Annotated in this window: 14 protein-coding genes and 1 riboswitch; of the genes, 6 read left to right on the forward strand and 8 right to left on the reverse strand. The window is 73.4% G+C overall.

The genetic code is table 11. The annotated features are described in order from the left end of the window. Positions 1-14 precede the first annotated feature (14 nt). Positions 15-401 (reverse strand): PPOX class F420-dependent oxidoreductase, encoded by a 387-nt coding sequence (locus ACWCV9_RS01775; protein WP_385842517.1) that lies wholly within the window; start codon positions 399-401, stop codon positions 15-17. 208 nt (positions 402-609) lie between these two features. On the opposite strand from ACWCV9_RS01775, the gene ACWCV9_RS01780 reads away from it, so the two are divergent. Then, on the forward strand, positions 610-1,983 hold the full coding sequence (locus ACWCV9_RS01780; RefSeq protein ID WP_450783664.1) for an alpha-lytic protease prodomain-containing protein: 1,374 nt from the start codon (positions 610-612) through the stop codon (positions 1,981-1,983). An 85-nt stretch (positions 1,984-2,068) separates the two neighbouring features. Here ACWCV9_RS01780 and ACWCV9_RS01785 read toward each other — a convergent pair whose 3' ends face one another. From ACWCV9_RS01785 to ACWCV9_RS01795, 3 genes are all read right to left on the reverse strand, one after another. Beyond that, positions 2,069-2,254, reverse strand: coding sequence for a hypothetical protein (locus ACWCV9_RS01785; RefSeq protein ID WP_450783665.1), 186 nt, complete (start codon positions 2,252-2,254; stop codon positions 2,069-2,071). A 126-nt stretch (positions 2,255-2,380) separates the two neighbouring features. Beyond that, positions 2,381-3,076, reverse strand: a complete 696-nt coding sequence (locus ACWCV9_RS01790; RefSeq protein WP_450783666.1) for a L,D-transpeptidase family protein — start codon at positions 3,074-3,076, stop codon at positions 2,381-2,383. Between the two features lie 142 nt (positions 3,077-3,218). Next, positions 3,219-4,613: an aminotransferase-like domain-containing protein gene (locus ACWCV9_RS01795; RefSeq protein ID WP_450783667.1), complete on the reverse strand. Its 1,395-nt coding sequence runs from the start codon at positions 4,611-4,613 to the stop codon at positions 3,219-3,221. Between the two features lie 85 nt (positions 4,614-4,698). On the opposite strand from ACWCV9_RS01795, the gene ACWCV9_RS01800 reads away from it, so the two are divergent. Beyond that, entirely contained in the window at positions 4,699-6,087 is a 1,389-nt protein-coding gene (locus tag ACWCV9_RS01800; RefSeq protein ID WP_450783668.1) for a pyridoxal phosphate-dependent decarboxylase family protein, read from the forward strand. Between the two features lie 83 nt (positions 6,088-6,170). Here the strand turns inward: ACWCV9_RS01800 and ACWCV9_RS01805 are convergent, their stop codons facing one another. Together ACWCV9_RS01805 and ACWCV9_RS01810 are read right to left on the reverse strand one after the other, a co-directional pair. Beyond that, positions 6,171-6,800, reverse strand: a complete 630-nt coding sequence (locus tag ACWCV9_RS01805) for an MBL fold metallo-hydrolase (protein WP_450783669.1) — start codon at positions 6,798-6,800, stop codon at positions 6,171-6,173. Next, positions 6,800-7,888, reverse strand: coding sequence for an S-(hydroxymethyl)mycothiol dehydrogenase (locus ACWCV9_RS01810; RefSeq protein ID WP_450783670.1), 1,089 nt, complete (start codon positions 7,886-7,888; stop codon positions 6,800-6,802). Before ACWCV9_RS01810 ends, ACWCV9_RS01805 begins: the two co-directional genes overlap by 1 nt. Positions 7,889-8,124: 236 nt before the next feature. Between ACWCV9_RS01810 and ACWCV9_RS01815 the strand changes: the two genes are divergently transcribed. Next, entirely contained in the window at positions 8,125-8,901 is a 777-nt protein-coding gene (locus tag ACWCV9_RS01815; RefSeq protein ID WP_450783671.1) for an acyltransferase domain-containing protein, read from the forward strand. Positions 8,902-8,944: 43 nt separating this feature from the next. Here the strand turns inward: ACWCV9_RS01815 and ACWCV9_RS01820 are convergent, their stop codons facing one another. After that, the gene (locus ACWCV9_RS01820; RefSeq protein ID WP_450783672.1) at positions 8,945-9,244 is read right to left on the reverse strand and encodes a hypothetical protein; all 300 of its coding nucleotides are present in this window, start codon (positions 9,242-9,244) and stop codon (positions 8,945-8,947) included. A 172-nt stretch (positions 9,245-9,416) separates the two neighbouring features. Here ACWCV9_RS01820 and ACWCV9_RS01825 point away from each other — a divergent pair, with 172 nt between their 5' ends. Together ACWCV9_RS01825 and ACWCV9_RS01830 are read left to right on the forward strand one after the other, a co-directional pair. Next, the gene (locus ACWCV9_RS01825; protein ID WP_385842502.1) at positions 9,417-9,788 is read left to right on the forward strand and encodes a nuclear transport factor 2 family protein; all 372 of its coding nucleotides are present in this window, start codon (positions 9,417-9,419) and stop codon (positions 9,786-9,788) included. A gap of 199 nt (positions 9,789-9,987) precedes the next feature. Continuing rightward, a riboswitch (ZMP/ZTP riboswitch) is annotated at positions 9,988-10,071 on the forward strand. 24 nt (positions 10,072-10,095) lie between these two features. Beyond that, positions 10,096-10,944, forward strand: a complete 849-nt coding sequence (locus tag ACWCV9_RS01830; RefSeq protein ID WP_450783673.1) for a bifunctional 5,10-methylenetetrahydrofolate dehydrogenase/5,10-methenyltetrahydrofolate cyclohydrolase — start codon at positions 10,096-10,098, stop codon at positions 10,942-10,944. A 16-nt stretch (positions 10,945-10,960) separates the two neighbouring features. Here the strand turns inward: ACWCV9_RS01830 and ACWCV9_RS01835 are convergent, their stop codons facing one another. Continuing rightward, complete coding sequence (locus ACWCV9_RS01835) at positions 10,961-12,898, reverse strand: ricin-type beta-trefoil lectin domain protein (protein WP_450783674.1); 1,938 nt, start codon at positions 12,896-12,898, stop codon at positions 10,961-10,963. A gap of 205 nt (positions 12,899-13,103) precedes the next feature. Here ACWCV9_RS01835 and ACWCV9_RS01840 point away from each other — a divergent pair, with 205 nt between their 5' ends. Continuing rightward, positions 13,104-14,336, forward strand: a complete 1,233-nt coding sequence (locus tag ACWCV9_RS01840) for a glycosyltransferase (protein WP_450784221.1) — start codon at positions 13,104-13,106, stop codon at positions 14,334-14,336. Positions 14,337-14,418: the final 82 nt, after the last annotated feature.

Raw genomic sequence — 14,418 nt, forward strand, 5'->3', positions numbered from 1 at the left:
GGTCCGGGTGGCCCTCAGCCGGTGAGGGTCACCCGGATCCCGACGGTGCCGTCCAGGCCCCGCCGCAGCCGGCTGCCCAGCAGGGTGAGGCGGCCGAGGACGCCGTACTTGCGGGCGATCAGGGTCCGGTAGCGGGCGGTGGTGGCCCGGTCGGCGAGCACGGCGGTGGCCGGCGTCTGGTCACCGGTGGGGTTGCCGCGTACGTCGCAGGGGCCGACCAGGACGTCGGGGCGGCGCCGGATCCGCTTGACCTTCCAGCTGTCGGCGGCCGTCCACACTCCGAGGGTGTCCCCGTCCCGCACCACCCAGACCGGGGTGGCGACCGGGGTGCCGTTCTTGCGATAGCTGGTGACCAGCAGGTACTTGCCGGAACCGAGCCGGTCGAGCCGCGTGTCGTCCATGCCGGCAGTCTACGGAAAGCCCCCGCTGCCGCCCGTCCCGGACAGGGCGCCGCGCGGGGTGCGGGAACACGGCGGCGCGGGACGTGCGGGCCGGCCGCTGAACGCCCGGGCCTGCGGCCGCGTATGGAGGGGCGGGCCCGCGGGGAGCCGGGGCCTGGCGCCCCGGGATTCGGCGGAGCGCGTTCGGGTTCGGTTTGGGGAGCCTTGCATGCGGCACGCACGACGACGCCTCGTCCGGCGAGTGACACGGCTGGCGGCGGTCGGCGGACTTCTCCTGGGCAGCGCGATGGTCGCCCAGTCGGCCTTGGCCGGTGAGACACCGTCCGCCGCCAGACCCCTCAGTTCCGCCACGGGCGGCGCGGGTGCCGGGACCACCGGTACGGCGCTGGTGGCGCGGCTCGGTACGGCCCGTACGGCAGGCAACTGGATCGGCGCCGACGGGCGGCCGGTGGTGGCGGTCACCGACGCGGCGGCCGCCCGGACGGTACGGCAGGCCGGGGCCGAGGCGAAGCTGGTGCCGCACAGCATGGACGAGCTGAAGTCGGCGACGGCGGCGCTGCGTTCGGCGCCCCGGGTGGCGGGGACGGCGTGGGCGGTGGACTACCGGACCAACCGGGTGGTGGTGCAGGCGGACAGCACGGTGTCGGCGGCGAACTGGGCCCGGATGTCCCATGTCGCCGCGGGGATCGGTGGTTTCGTGCACATGGAGCGGACGCAGGGCAGGTTCACCACGCGGCTGAACGGCGCCCAGCCGATCCTGTCGACCGGCGGGCGCTGCTCGGCCGGGTTCAATGTCACCGACGGGCAGAGCGACTTCATCCTGACCGCCGGGCACTGCGGCCCCGCGGGCACCACCTGGTTCGCGGGCGGCCAGGGGGACCAGCAGCTGGGCAGGACGGTGAACAGCACCTTCCCCGGCAATGACTTCTCCCTGGTGCGGTACGCCTCGGGGACGGCCGGCGCGGGCGCGGACGTGGTCGCGATCGGCGGGGGCAACGGGGTGCGGATCACCGGGGCGGCCGATGCGACGGTCGGACAGCGGGTGTTCCGCAGCGGCAGCACCAGCGGCCTGCACGACGGCCAGGTGACCGCGCTGAACGCGACCGTCAACTACCCGGAGGGGACGGTCACCGGGCTCGTCCAGACGACGGTGTGCGCCGAACCGGGCGACAGCGGCGGCCCGCTGTTCTCGGACGGCGTGGCGCTCGGGGTCACCTCGGGCGGCAGCGGCGACTGCACGACGGGCGGGACGACCTTCTTCCAGCCGGTGGTTCCGGCGCTGACGGCACTCAAGGTCGAGCTGTTCGTGTCGCCGCCGGGTGCGACGCCCTCCCCCTCGCCGTCGGCCTCGAAGGGGCAGGGTGCGGTGGCGCCGAGCGCGGCCGCTCCGGGCTCCCCGGCGCCGGTCACCGGTGCGGCGGAGGGGCGGACGCTGCTGGCCCGGCTGGCCGACACCCGCACCATCGGCCCCGGTCTGCTGGTGATCGCGGGCAGTCTGGTCGCGCTGGTCGCGACCCGGTACATCCGGGCCGAGCAGGACCGCAGGGCCTATCAGCAGCAGTATTCGGCGATGTGGGGCTGAGTACGGCCCACAGAGGGTGCACGAGAAGGGCACCCGTGTGGTCACGGGTGCCCGGGAGGGTGAGCGCGGATGCTCGCCGAATCGATCAGGCGGCCCGCTGCGGTCGGGGGGCCGCGGCGGCCCACTCCATCACGAGGCGCTGGTACTCCGCGCGCTGCTCGCTCGTCAGTGTCCCGCCCGCCCGGCGCCACAGGGCCCGGATCTCCTCGTTGACCTCCGCGGCCGATCGCTCGGAGACGGCTTCAACAGTGGTGGACATGCTGTGAAGCATATGCCGATCAACGTGAAGGCGCTGTGAGTAACTGCACTCGATACGGACATTTCAGACCGTGTTGCTCATCACGTCGATGTGTCAAGCCACGAACGGGAGTTCACACCGGACCCTCACTCGTCGTCCTCAGGTGCCCGGCTTGCGGCCGTAGACGAAGACGTCGTCCCCCTTCCTCAGCAGCGACCAGTACTTCTTGGCGTCCGACCTGGTCATGTTGACGCAGCCGTGCGAACCCGGCGGGTTCCACATGCTGAGACCGACCGAGTGGAAGGCCTGGCCCCCGTCGAAGAACTGGCTGTACGGCATGGGCACGTTGTAGACGGTCGAGACGTGGTCGATGTCACGCCAGTAGATCTTCTTCAGGCCGGTGCGAGTGGTGAAGCCCTTGCGGCCGGTGCGCACGGGCACCGGGCCGTAGACGAGCTTCTTGCCGTCCTGGATCCAGCTCAGCTGGAGGGTGAGGTTCACACAGGCGATCCGGCCCTTGTTCACCGGGCACGCGCCGCCCTTGTTCGGATTCTTCCCCACGGCCTTCTGCTTGGTCATGAGGTCCATCACGCCCCAGGTCACCGGCCCGGCGTAGCCGATGGCGGGGCTGATGCCGTGCCGGTTCTGGAAGGCCCGGATCGCCGTGCAGTCGGCGGCGGACTGCTTGCCGTCGACCGGCCTCCCGAGGAACTTCTCCACCTGCTTCTGGTACGGCCCGCTCTGCGTCGTACAGCTCGCCGCCTGGGCCGGCGCGGCCGTCAGCGCGAGAGTGAGCGGCGCCACCAGCCCGGTGACGCCCAGCGCGACGACGCCTCGTCTGCGTATGTCCCCCATCACGGTCCCCTCGTCTCCCCTTTGCCCAGAGGTCTCCCCCGGGTGCTCCTTTGCGCACTTCCCACGGTCTCGCCCTACTAGACCTGCTTCGCCCCGCCGGGGTTGTGGTTCCGGCCCGCCTTTGACGAAACGGTGAACTTCATCACTGGCCGGCCGGTCCCTCCCAGCACTCCCGCAACACCCGCACCGCCCGTTCCAGGGCCTCCGGTGTCGCCGTGAACGGAAGGCGGACATGGCGGGCCAGGGTGGTGCGGTCGGCGGCGAAGTGCGGGCCCGGGGGCAGCGCGACGCCCCGGGCGGCGGCCCGGGCCACCAGCTCGGTGGCGCGCGGCCCCTCGCCCAGGTGCAGCCAGAGGGTGAGACCGCCGTCCGGCACGGTGTAGGTCCATCCGGTGCCGGCGAGCAGCCCGGCGAGATGGTCGCGCTGGGCGCGCAGCCGGGCCCGCCGGTCGGCGAGCAGCCCGGCGAGGGGGTCGCCGAGGAGTTCCACGGCGATGAGCTGTTCCAGGGGCGGTGGCGCGAGCTGGGCCTGGAGCGGGTGCTGCCGCAGTTGCCGTACGAGGTCGGCGGTGGCCCGGATCCAGCCGACGCGCAGTCCGCTCCACAGGGTCTTGCTGGCCGAGCCGAGCTGGATCACCCGCGCCCCGGCGAGATGGGGTTCGGTGCCGGGCGGTGTCCTCAGGTCCAGGTCGCGCAGGGTCTCGTCGGCGAGGACGGTCAGCCCCTCCCGCTCGGCGAGCGCGGCGATCGCCCGGCGGTGCGGCGCGGACATATGGGCGCCGGTCGGATTGTGGAAGTCGGGGACCAGATAGGCGAGCCGGGGGCGGTGCCGGCGTACGGCGGCGGTGAGGTGCCCCGTGTCCCAGCCGGCCGCGGAGACCGGCACGGGCAGCAGGCGGGCGCGGCGGGCGCGCAGCAGGGCGAGGGCGCCGGGGTAGGCGGGGTTCTCCACCACGACGGGCGCCCTGCGGTCGGTGTGCAGCTGGTCCAGGAGGAGGGTGAGGGCGGCCTGCGCGCCGGAGGTCACGAGGATCTGCTCGGGGCGGGTGGCGAGGCCGGCGCGGGTGTAGCGGTCGGCGAGCAGTTCGCGCAGCCGGGGCAGGCCCGCGGTGGCGACGCCGGAGTCGACCAGCAGGGGCGCGCTGCGGGCCGCGGCGCGGGCGAGCGCGGCGAGGTAGGCCTCGTGGGGTGCGGCGGTGACGGCGAGGGTGAGGTCGAGTCCGGCGTCGGGGGCGCCGCCCCGGTCCAGGGACCAGGGTGTGGTGCGTTCGGTGAGGCGGGCGGGCAGCCGTACGGCGCTGCCGCTGCCGTGCCGGGTGTGCAGCCAGCCGTCGTCGCGCAGCAGGGTGAGCGCGGTGACCACGGTGCCGCGGCTGACGCACAGGGTGCGGGCCAGCTCCCGCTCGGAGGGCAGCCGGGTGCCGGCCGGGAGCCGGCCGTCGATCACGGCCTCGCGTACGGCGGCGGCCAGGGCGCGGGCGAGCGGGGCGGGGCGGGCGCGCCAGTCGCCGAGCGCGGCGACGAATCCAGTGTCCACCGCGTCATTCTGGCCCAGCGCTCTGGTCCAGTTTCCCCGAAGTGGACCGGTCGCCGGGCCTGTCCCGCGGTCTACGCTGCGCCGCATGCACCGCAACCTCGCCGGCGATCTCTCCCGGCTTCCCGAACTCCTCCAGTCCGCCCGTGACTTCGCCGCCCAGGAGGCGGCGGGGCTGGCCGCCCGGCCGGTCGTGGCGGCCGGCCCGCCGCCCGCGCGCGCATCCCTCCCGGACGAGGGGGCGGGAGGCCAGGCCGCACTGGCCCGGTTCGCCGAGCGGTGGGCGCCGGGCTTCTCCGGTTCGGCGGGGCCGCGCTATCTGGGCTTCGTCACCGGGGGCGCGACCCCCGCCTCGGTCGCGGGCGACTGGCTGACCTCCGCGTTCGACCAGAACCTGTCGGGGGCCGGGGGTTCCTGGGCGGGTGAGCTGGAGCGGGAGACCGTGGCATGGCTGCGCGAGCTGTTCGGGCTGAGCGAGGCGCACAGCGGGGCGTTCGTGACGGGCGCGACCGCGTCCAACACGGTCGGGCTGGCGATCGGCCGGGAGTGGCTCGGCGAGCAGCTGGGCGTGGACGTCTCCCGGGCCGGTGCCGCCGCGCTGGGCCCGGTCGACGTCCTCTCCGGCAGCCCGCACTCCAGCGTCACCAAGGCGATGTCGGTGCTGGGCATCGGCCGGGACCGGCTGCGCCCGGTGCCGCTGCTGTCGGGCAACAGGGAGGCGGTCGACGTGGCCGCGCTGGAGGCGGCGCTCGCCGGCCTGGACGGCCGGCCGGCGATCGTGGTCGCGAACGCCGGCACGGTGAACACCGTCGACTTCGACGATCTGCGGGCGATCGCGGCGCTGAAGGAGCGGCACCGCTTCTGGCTGCACGTGGACGCGGCGTTCGGCGCCTTCGCCGCCCTGTCCCCCGAGTACGCCGCGCTGGTCGACGGGCTCGACGCGGCCGACTCGGTCTGTGTGGACCTGCACAAGTGGCTCAACGTGCCCTATGACGCGGCCGTGCAGTTCACCCGGCGCCGGGATCTCCAGGTGGCGGTGTTCCACAACGCCTCGCCGTATCTCGGCCTGCCTGTCGGCGAGCCGGACTTCCTGCATCTCACCCCGGAGAACTCCCGCCGGCTGCGGGCCCTGCCCGCCTGGTTCTCGCTGGTGGCCTACGGGCGCGCCGGACACCGGGAGATCGTGGAGCGGAACGTGTCCCTCGCCCGCCGGCTGGGCGCGGGCGTCGACGCCCTGCCGGGGCTGCGGCTGCTGGCGCCGGTGCGGCTCAACGTCGTCTGCTTCACCCTGGCCGAGGACCCGACGGAGAAGCGGGTGGCGGAGCTGGCGCGGGCGGTCGCCGCGACCGGGGAGGCGTTTCTGACACCGACGGTGTACGGCGGGGTGCCGGGGCTGCGTGCCGCGTTCAGCAACTGGCGGACCACCGAGGCCGACACCCAGCGGGTGCTGGACGCGCTGGCGGCGGCCTCGGGGTGACGGTTCAGGGATGGTGTCGGGCCTGTCCGGGGCGCGCCCCGGGCAGGCCCCGCGTCTTCGGCCGACGGCCCGACTGCGGGCCGTCAGTGGCCGCGTGCGATCCATTCCTCCAGATGGGGGGCTTCGGCGCCGATGGTGGTGGAATCGCCGTGGCCGGTGAGGACCTTGGTCTCGGGCGGCAGGGTGAGGAGCCGGCCGCGGATCGAGTCGATGATGGTCGGGAAGTGGGAGTAGGAGCGTCCGGTGGCGCCGGGGCCGCCCTGGAAGAGGGTGTCGCCGGTGAAGACGACGCCGAGTCCGGGGTCGTGCAGGCAGACCGCGCCGGGGGCGTGTCCGGGGGTGTGCAGCACCGTCAGGTCGGCGCCGGCGGCCTCGAAGACCTGGCCGTCGAGGAGATGCCGGTCGGGTTCGCGGTCGGGGTGGGTCATCCGCCACAGCGGCAGGTCGTCGGGGTGCAGCCAGATGAGCGCGCCGGTGCGGTCGGCGAGTTCCGGGGCGGCGTTGACGTGGTCGTTGTGGGCGTGGGTGCACAGGATCGCGGTGAGCCGGCGGTCGCCGACGGCGCGGGCGATGGCCTCGGCGTCATGGGCGGCGTCGATGACGACGACCTCGTGGTCGTCGCCGACGAGCCAGACGTTGTTCTCGACGTCCCAGATGCCGCCGTCGAGGGTGAACTGGCCCTTGGTGACGAGGCGTTCGACGCGGGCGGCCATCACAGCACCACCACCGAGCGCAGGACGTCGCCGTGGTGCATCCGCTCGAAGGCCTGCTCCACCTCGTCCAGCCGGATGGTCTCGGTGACGAACGCGTCGAGCGGGAGCCGGCCCTGGAGGTGCAGGTCGATCAGCATGGGGAAGTCGCGGGAGGGCAGGCAGTCGCCGTACCAGGAGGACTTCAGCGCGCCGCCGCGGCCGAAGACGTCGAGGAGGGGCAGTTCGAGCTTCATCTCGGGGGTGGGGACGCCGACCAGGACGACGGTGCCGGCCAGGTCGCGGGCGTAGAAGGCCTGCTGGTAGGTCTCGGGCCGGCCGACCGCCTCGATGACGACGTCGGCGCCGAGGCCGCCGGTCAGCTCGCGGATCGCCGCGACCGGGTCGGTCTCCTTGGAGTTGACGGTGTGGGTGGCGCCGAGGCTGCGGGCCTTGTCCAGCTTGCGGTCGTCGATGTCCACGGCGATGATCTTCGCCGCTCCGGCGAGGTGCGACCCGGCGACGGCCGCGGAGCCGACGCCCCCGCAGCCGATGACGGCGACCGAGTCGCCGCGGCCGACGTTGCCGGTGTTGATCGCGGCGCCGATGCCGGCCATCACCCCGCAGCCGAGGAGTCCGGCGACGGCCGGGGAGACGGCCGGGTCGACCTTGGTGCACTGTCCGGCGGCCACCAGGGTCTTCTCGGCGAACGCGCCGATGCCGAGGGCCGGGGAGAGTTCGCGGCCGCTGTCGGCGAGGGTCATCTTCTGCCGGGCGTTGTGGGTGTTGAAGCAGTACCAGGGGCGGCCGCGCAGACAGGCCCGGCACTGACCGCACACGGCACGCCAGTTGAGGACGACGAAGTCGCCCGGGGCGACGTCGGTGACGCCCTCGCCGACCGACTCCACGACGCCGGCGGCCTCATGGCCGAGGAGGAAGGGGAAGTCGTCCGAGATGCCGCCCTGCTTGTAGTGCAGGTCGGTGTGGCAGACACCGCAGGCCTGCACGCGTACGACGGCCTCACCGGGCCCGGGGTCCGGCACCACGATCGTCTCGATGCGCACCGGCTCGCCCTTCCCCGGTGCGATCACGCCGCGTACTTGCTGCGCCATGGGCCTGGTCCCTTCCTTCGGTGTGGCTTCGCGCTGCCGACCCTACGCGGGACCGGGGGGCGGCGGCACGGGCCACGGCGGTGATCGTGGATCTTTCCGGCCGCCGAAACACCGGGCAACGGCCACACCCTGAAAGAATTTGACCGAATAAGGCCATTCTATGATGACAATCTTTTTGCAGGGTGTGGGAATCTGCCTGGTGTGTCCCCATGGCCCGGCCGTGCCTCAATGGGGGCATGCTCCCTGACGGCCGCCCTGGACGTACCGCCTTCCTGTTCTCGGCCGGCGCCTCCCCCCGGCCCGGGGCGGGACGTGAACTGCACGCCGCCTTCCCGGAGTTCGCCACGGCCCTGGACGACATCTGCGCGCGCCTGGATCCGTATCTGGAACTCCCCCTGAAATGCGTGATGTTCGCGGCCGACGGCACCCGGACGGCGGCCCTGCTGGGCCGGGTCTCGTACAGCGGTCCGGCGGTCTTCGCGCTCCAGACGGCGCAGTACCGGCTGCTGCGCGGCTGGGGGGTCCGGCCGGACGTGGTGTTCGGCCACGCGGCCGGGCGGATGGCCGCCGCGTACGCCGCCGGGGTGTTCTCGCTGGCGGACGCCTGTCACGCGGTCGGCACCCTGGCCCGGCTGCTGGACGGCCGCCCCGGTCCGGCGCCGCACTCCGGCCGTACCGCCGGGGTCCTCGGCGCCTACAGCCGTACGCTCGCCACTCTCCGGCCCCGTCCGCCGCGGGTCCCGCTGATCTCCGACCGCACCGGCCGCCCGGTGGGCGCCGAGACGGCGGATCCGGAGTTCTGGCTGGCGGGGCCCCCGGCCCGGTGCGCGGAGGCGGCCGGCCTGCTGTACCGGGACGGGGTGCGGGTGTGGCTGGAACTGGGCGCGGAGGACGTCCTCGGCCGCGGGCTGCGCGGCTGCCTCCCCGAGGGCGGTGCGAGGTCGTCCGTTCTCGCCCTGTGCCGGGACTGGCCGGCGCTGAGCGGCGGCTGCGGGAGGGGACGACAGCACTGAGGGCCGCCCCGCTCGGGGCGGCCCTCGGGTGCGCTCCGGCGGATCAGGCCTGCACGGCCGGCAGCAGGCCGGTCACCGGGGCGACGAGGTCGGTGACCTGGTGCAGCTCGCTCAGCCGGTTCAGCTCGCTGAGCTGGTTCAGCGGCCGCACCTGCTCGGAGACCCGGGGTACCTCGGCCTTGTGCTGCGCGGGGATGTCGCTGACGGTCAGCGAGTCGAGCACGGCCATGGGGTTGATCTGCCCGGAGTCCGGAGCGGACGCCGCCTGGGCGAGCGGTGCGGCGAGGCCGGTGACCCCGGCGGCGAGACCGAGGGCGGCGACGATACGTCGTGTTGACATCATGCCCTCAGCAACGGCGGCGGGCCGCGCCCGGACACGGTCCGCGGGCCGCGCTCACCCGTGAGGCGGAGCACCGCGGCTGCGCTTGCCGGGGCCGCCGGGCCGGAGGAGTCTCATAGGTGGGGCCAGCGCGACCGGCTCCTCGCCGGGCCGCGGACGCCTGACGGAGGTCACCATGGGCACCACAACAGGATCCGCTTTCAACGCCGACACACTGCGCAAGGGCATCGAGGGCAACACCGGGAACACGCTGCTGGCGCTCTATGCGGACGATGCGAAGATCCGCATCGTCGACCGCGACCACCAGCCCAGCAACCCCACCGTCCTGCAAGGCCGGAACCAGATCGCCGAGCTGCTGAACGACGTCTACAGCCGCGACATGACGCACAAGCTGGAGCAGTGTGTCGTCCAGGGCGACCACGCCGCCTTCAGCGAGTCCTGCGAGTACGCCGACGGCACCCGTGTCATCGCCGAGTCGATGATCACGCTGCGCGACGGCAAGATCGCCGATCAGCTCCTGATCCAGGCCTGGGATGCGGAGGGCTAGGCACGCCCCCGGCCGGACGGGCTGCGGAAGGAGGACCGCGAGGGTCCAGGTCACCTCCCGGCTGACCTGGACCTTCTCGGCACGGGCGGCGGTGGGCCAGACCCGCTGGACCGCTCTGCTCCGGTCGGTGCTGCGGGCGGTGGACCGTTGCGCACGGGACCGCGAGGCCAAGGGCCGGGCGCGCCGTCGGTTACGCTGTTGCCCGGGCCGTGACTGGCGCTGAGGTGGAGCACCACCGGGGAGCGGCCCGTGACCGTGGATGCCGTGCGCCTGGGCGAGCAGATGCCGAACAGCTCAGGAGTGCCGCATGACCCAGGCCCGTCTCATGGACGGAACCGCCCTCGCCCGCCGCATCGTGGAGGACACCGCGAAGCGGGCCGCCGATCTCACCGCCCGCACCGGTACCGCGCCCTGTCTGGCGACCGTGCTGGTCGGCGCGGACCCGGCGTCCGTGACCTACGTGCGGATGAAGCAGAACCGCTGCCGCACGGCCGGTATAGAGTCCCGGCACGTGGAGCTGCCCGCCACCACGACGACCGCCGAACTCGTCGGGGCCCTGCGGGAGTTGTCGGCCGATCCGCTCGTGCACGGCATCCTTCTCCAGCACCCGGTGGGCGAACACATCGACGAGCGGGCCGCCTTCGAGGCGATCGCGCCGGAGAAGGACGTCGACGGAGTCACCTTCGCCTCCTTCGCCACGATGAGCTTCGGTCTGCCGGGCTTCGTCTCCTGCACCCCGGGCGGCATCCTGCGGCTGCTGGACGAGTACGGCGTCGACCCGGCCGGCAAGCGGGCCGTGGTGGTGGGCCGCAGCGCGATCCTCGGCAAGCCGGTGGGCATGCTGCTGCTGGCCCGGGACGCGACCGTGACGTACTGCCACTCGCGGACGGCGGATCTGTCGGCGGCGGTCCGGGAGGCGGACATCGTCGTCGCCGCGGTGGGACGGCCGCGGCTGATCCGCGGCCAGGACATCAAGCCCGGGGCGGTGGTGATCGACGCCGGATACAACCCCGGGAACGTCGGTGACGTCGACTTCGACTCGGCCGTGGAGCGGGCCTCGCTGATCACTCCGGTGCCGGGCGGCGTGGGTCCGACGACGATCGCCACGCTGCTGGAGCAGACCGTGACGGCCGCCGCCCGGCAGCTCGGAGTCTGAGGGAGCGGTCCCCGGGTCAGGTCAGGGACCACTTCTGGTTGTCCCCGCCGTTGCAGCTCCACAGCACGAGCGAGGTGCCGTCGGCAGTGCCCGCGCCATAGGCGTCCAGGCACAGTCCCGCGTGGACGTTGGTGAAGGTGCCGTCGGAGCCCCGGGTCCACTGCTGGTTGTCCTGGCCGTTGCAGTCCCAGATCACCACCTTGGTGCCGTTGGCGGTGCCGCGGTTGTAGGCGTCGAGGCACTTGTCGCCGTAGACGACGAGTTCCTTGCGGGCGGTGTACGTCCAGGCCTGGTTGGCGCCGCCGTTGCAGCCCCACAGTTCGGCCTGGGTGCCGTTGGTGAGGGTGTTGTCGTAGACGTCGGCGCAGCGGCCGGACTGCTTTCCGGTCAGCAGGGTGCCGTAGGTGCCGGGCAGCGGGCGGACGGTGAGGGTGCCGAGGGCGGGACCGCCGGTGAACACGAGGGAGTTGGCGCCGCCCTTGGTCAGGTGCACCTGCACGGAGACCGTGCCCGGCGTGGCGCCGGTGGGCGGGAAGGACACCGTCGTCGGGGTCTGGCCGTTCACCTGGAGGGTGCCGGTCACGGCCGTGGCGGCGGTGTTGGTGTAGGCGATGTCGACCACGTGCACGCCGGTGCTCGCGGCGCCCACGCCGGTGTACCGGCCTGCGGAAGCAGCGCTGTAGTCGGCGCTCGCCGCCTCCGTGCCGGTCACCTTGAGCAGCACCGAGCCGCCCGCCGGGACGCTGGTGGTGTAACTCGTGGCGTAGGAACCGGCGTTCTGCCGTGCCCACAGGTCGCGCACGGTCGCCGTGGCGCCGGTCAGGCCGAGGTCGGACCAGCGCACGGTGATGTCGTGCGCGGCGGAGGTGCGGTTGAGCAGGACGACGGCGCGGTTGCCGGTGCCGGCGAGGACCTTGCCGTAGACCTGGAGGCCGGTGGTGTCCTCGGCGACCTTGACGCCCTGGAGGCCGCGCGGGTCCTGGTCGACGGCGACGACCTCCGGGTTCTTCAGGATGTCCGCCGTCTCGCCGGACATGGTGGCGAGGTCGTTGCCGGCCAGCAGCGGGGCGCCGGAGATCGCCCACAGGGCCATGTGGGTGCGGTTCTGGGCGGCGGTGAGGCCGGGCATGCCGACCATCAGCATGTCCGGGTCGTTGTAGTACCCGGTGTGCTGGGCGGCCGGGTGCAGGGCCTGGTCGAAGTTGGACAGCATGTTCGTCTGCGACGGCGTGTTGCCGTAGTAGACGATGTCGGTGCTGGTGCGCCACATGGGGGCGAGGCCGGGGGCCCAGTTCCACGGGTTCTTCTTGCCCCAGTTGCAGACCGAGAGGGTGAGCGGGCGGCCGGTGGCGGCGGCCGCCTTGGCGACGGCGGAGCTGATCGCCTTGTACGTCGCCGCCGGGTCCAGCCCCTCGACGTCGCCGCCGCACCAGTCGACCTTGACGAAGTCGAAGCCCCACTTCGAGAACTGGAGCATGTCCTGGTCGTAGTGGCCCTCGCTGCCGGTGTTCGGGGCGGCGGGGCGGCCGGTCGGGTAGTAGTACCCGCAGCCGTTCTTGCCGGCGTCGGTGTAGATGCCGGCCTTCAGACCCTTGCTGTGGATGTAGTCGGCGATGGCGCTCATGCCGCCCGGCCACTCGGCGGTGTTGACCGTGATGGTTCCGTCGGCGGCCCGGGCGCCCTGCCACCAGCCCTCGTCGATGTTGACGTAGCGGTAGCCGGCGGCGGGGAGGCCGGACGCGACGAAGGCGTCGGTCTGCTGCTTGATGACGTTGTAGTCGATCTTGGAGGCGAAGCTGTTCCAGGAGGCCCAGCCCATGGGGGCGGTGGGCACCGGGATCTGACGGTCCGTCGCCGCCTGCGCCGGGCCCGGCTGGGCGAAGAGCAGGGCGGCCACCGCCGTCAGCGCGAGGACGAGTGCGCGCACGGCGACGGGTCGGGGTGGGCGGTACATCGGTGCCTCCGTGTGCGGGACGGACTCAACACTGACCGGGATTTCGAACGGATATCGACTCATCGAACGAACTCCGCGCCGACGGTAGGGCCGGCCGAGGGGGAAGTCAACGGCTGCGACAGGGGTGAAGTCGGCCTGTTTCGCGGGTTGTTCGGGCCGCTGCGGGAACACCGGCGCCATACTGGTGGCCGTGCGTGTTGCGATCATGACGGCGGGTTCCCGGGGTGACGTCGCCCCCTACACCGGGCTGGGGCACCGGCTCGCCCTGGCCGGCCACGAGGTCACGCTGGTCACCCACGGCCGTTTCGCGCCGCTCGTCGCGGGGTCCGGCGTGCGGTTCCACCCGCTGCCGGTGGATCCGCGAGCCGAGCTGGAGTCCCCCCAGGGGCGAGGATTGCACCGCAGCGCGAGCGGGGCCGGCAAGCTGGTCCGGATCGTGGAGATGGCGCGGCGGCTGGTCGGGCGGATGACGGACGATCTGCTGGCCGCGGCCCGGGAGAGCGACGCCCTGCTGCTGTCGGCGTCGCTCGCCCCGCTGGGGCACACCATCGCCGAGGGGCTGCGACTGCCCAGCATGGGCCTCTATCTCCAACCCCTCGCGGCCACCCGGGAGTTCGCTCCCCCGGTGCTCGGTCACGGCGACTGGGGGGCGGCGGTCAACCGGGTCGCCGGACACGGGGTGGGCCTCGCCGTGGAGCGCATCTTCGCGGCCGCCGTGCCCGAGGTGCGGGCCCGGCTGGGCCTGCCCCCGCTGCGCCCCGGTACCGCGCGCCGCACCCGGGAGCGGCGTCACTGGCCGGTGCAGCACGGTTTCAGCCCGTCGGTGGTCCCGCGGCCCCGCGACTGGCGGCCCGGACTCGAGGTCAGCGGCTACTGGTGGCCGTACGACACCCCGGACAGCCGACTACCGCAGCAGCTCGAGGAGTTCCTCGACGCCGGGCCGCCACCGGTGTTCGTCGGGCTGGGCAGTGCCACCGTGCCGGACGCCGGGCGGCTCAGCGCCCGGGTGGTCGCGGCGCTGCGGCGGGCCGGACTGCGCGGGGTGATCCAGCGCGGCTGGGCCGGGCTCGCCGCCGACGGCGACGACATGCTCTGCATCGGCGACGTACCGCACTGCCTGCTGTTCCCCCGGATGGCCGCCGTGGTCCATCACGCGGGGGCGGGCACGACGGCCGCGGGCCTGCGCGCCGGGGTGCCGGCCGTACCGGTGCCGGTGCAGTTCGACGCCGGTTTCTGGTCCGCGCGACTGGTCGCCCTCGGCGTCGCACCGCACGCCGTACCGCTGCGCGGCCTCACGGCGGACACCCTCGCCACAGCCCTGGCCCGGACCACCCGCGAACCGCGACACCGGGACCGCGCCCGAACGCTGGCCGCCCGCATCCGCGACGAGGACGGCGCCGCGGCGGTCCTGGCGGCGGTGAACCGCCTGACCGCCTGAGCCCGCCCACGACCGCCGATGCGCGCACCTCCGGCGCGGCCGACCAGGTCACCCGTCCGCGCTCGCCGGTGCCCGCACCGCC

This window comes from Streptomyces sp. NPDC001606 (assembly GCF_053596835.1).

Coding starts and splice junctions, on each gene's coding strand:
- ACWCV9_RS01810 (WP_450783670.1), bottom strand. CDS start 7,888: ATGGCGCAGCAAGTACGCGGCGTGATCGCACCGGGGAAGGGCGAGCCG.
- ACWCV9_RS01780 (WP_450783664.1), top strand. CDS start 610: ATGCGGCACGCACGACGACGCCTCGTCCGGCGAGTGACACGGCTGGCG.
- ACWCV9_RS01830 (WP_450783673.1), top strand. CDS start 10,096: ATGACCCAGGCCCGTCTCATGGACGGAACCGCCCTCGCCCGCCGCATC.
- ACWCV9_RS01775 (WP_385842517.1), bottom strand. CDS start 401: ATGGACGACACGCGGCTCGACCGGCTCGGTTCCGGCAAGTACCTGCTG.
- ACWCV9_RS01840 (WP_450784221.1), top strand. CDS start 13,104: ATGACGGCGGGTTCCCGGGGTGACGTCGCCCCCTACACCGGGCTGGGG.
- ACWCV9_RS01825 (WP_385842502.1), top strand. CDS start 9,417: ATGGGCACCACAACAGGATCCGCTTTCAACGCCGACACACTGCGCAAG.
- ACWCV9_RS01815 (WP_450783671.1), top strand. CDS start 8,125: ATGCTCCCTGACGGCCGCCCTGGACGTACCGCCTTCCTGTTCTCGGCC.
- ACWCV9_RS01790 (WP_450783666.1), bottom strand. CDS start 3,076: ATGGGGGACATACGCAGACGAGGCGTCGTCGCGCTGGGCGTCACCGGG.
- ACWCV9_RS01835 (WP_450783674.1), bottom strand. CDS start 12,898: ATGTACCGCCCACCCCGACCCGTCGCCGTGCGCGCACTCGTCCTCGCG.
- ACWCV9_RS01800 (WP_450783668.1), top strand. CDS start 4,699: ATGCACCGCAACCTCGCCGGCGATCTCTCCCGGCTTCCCGAACTCCTC.
- ACWCV9_RS01820 (WP_450783672.1), bottom strand. CDS start 9,244: ATGATGTCAACACGACGTATCGTCGCCGCCCTCGGTCTCGCCGCCGGG.
- ACWCV9_RS01785 (WP_450783665.1), bottom strand. CDS start 2,254: ATGCTTCACAGCATGTCCACCACTGTTGAAGCCGTCTCCGAGCGATCG.
- ACWCV9_RS01805 (WP_450783669.1), bottom strand. CDS start 6,800: ATGGCCGCCCGCGTCGAACGCCTCGTCACCAAGGGCCAGTTCACCCTC.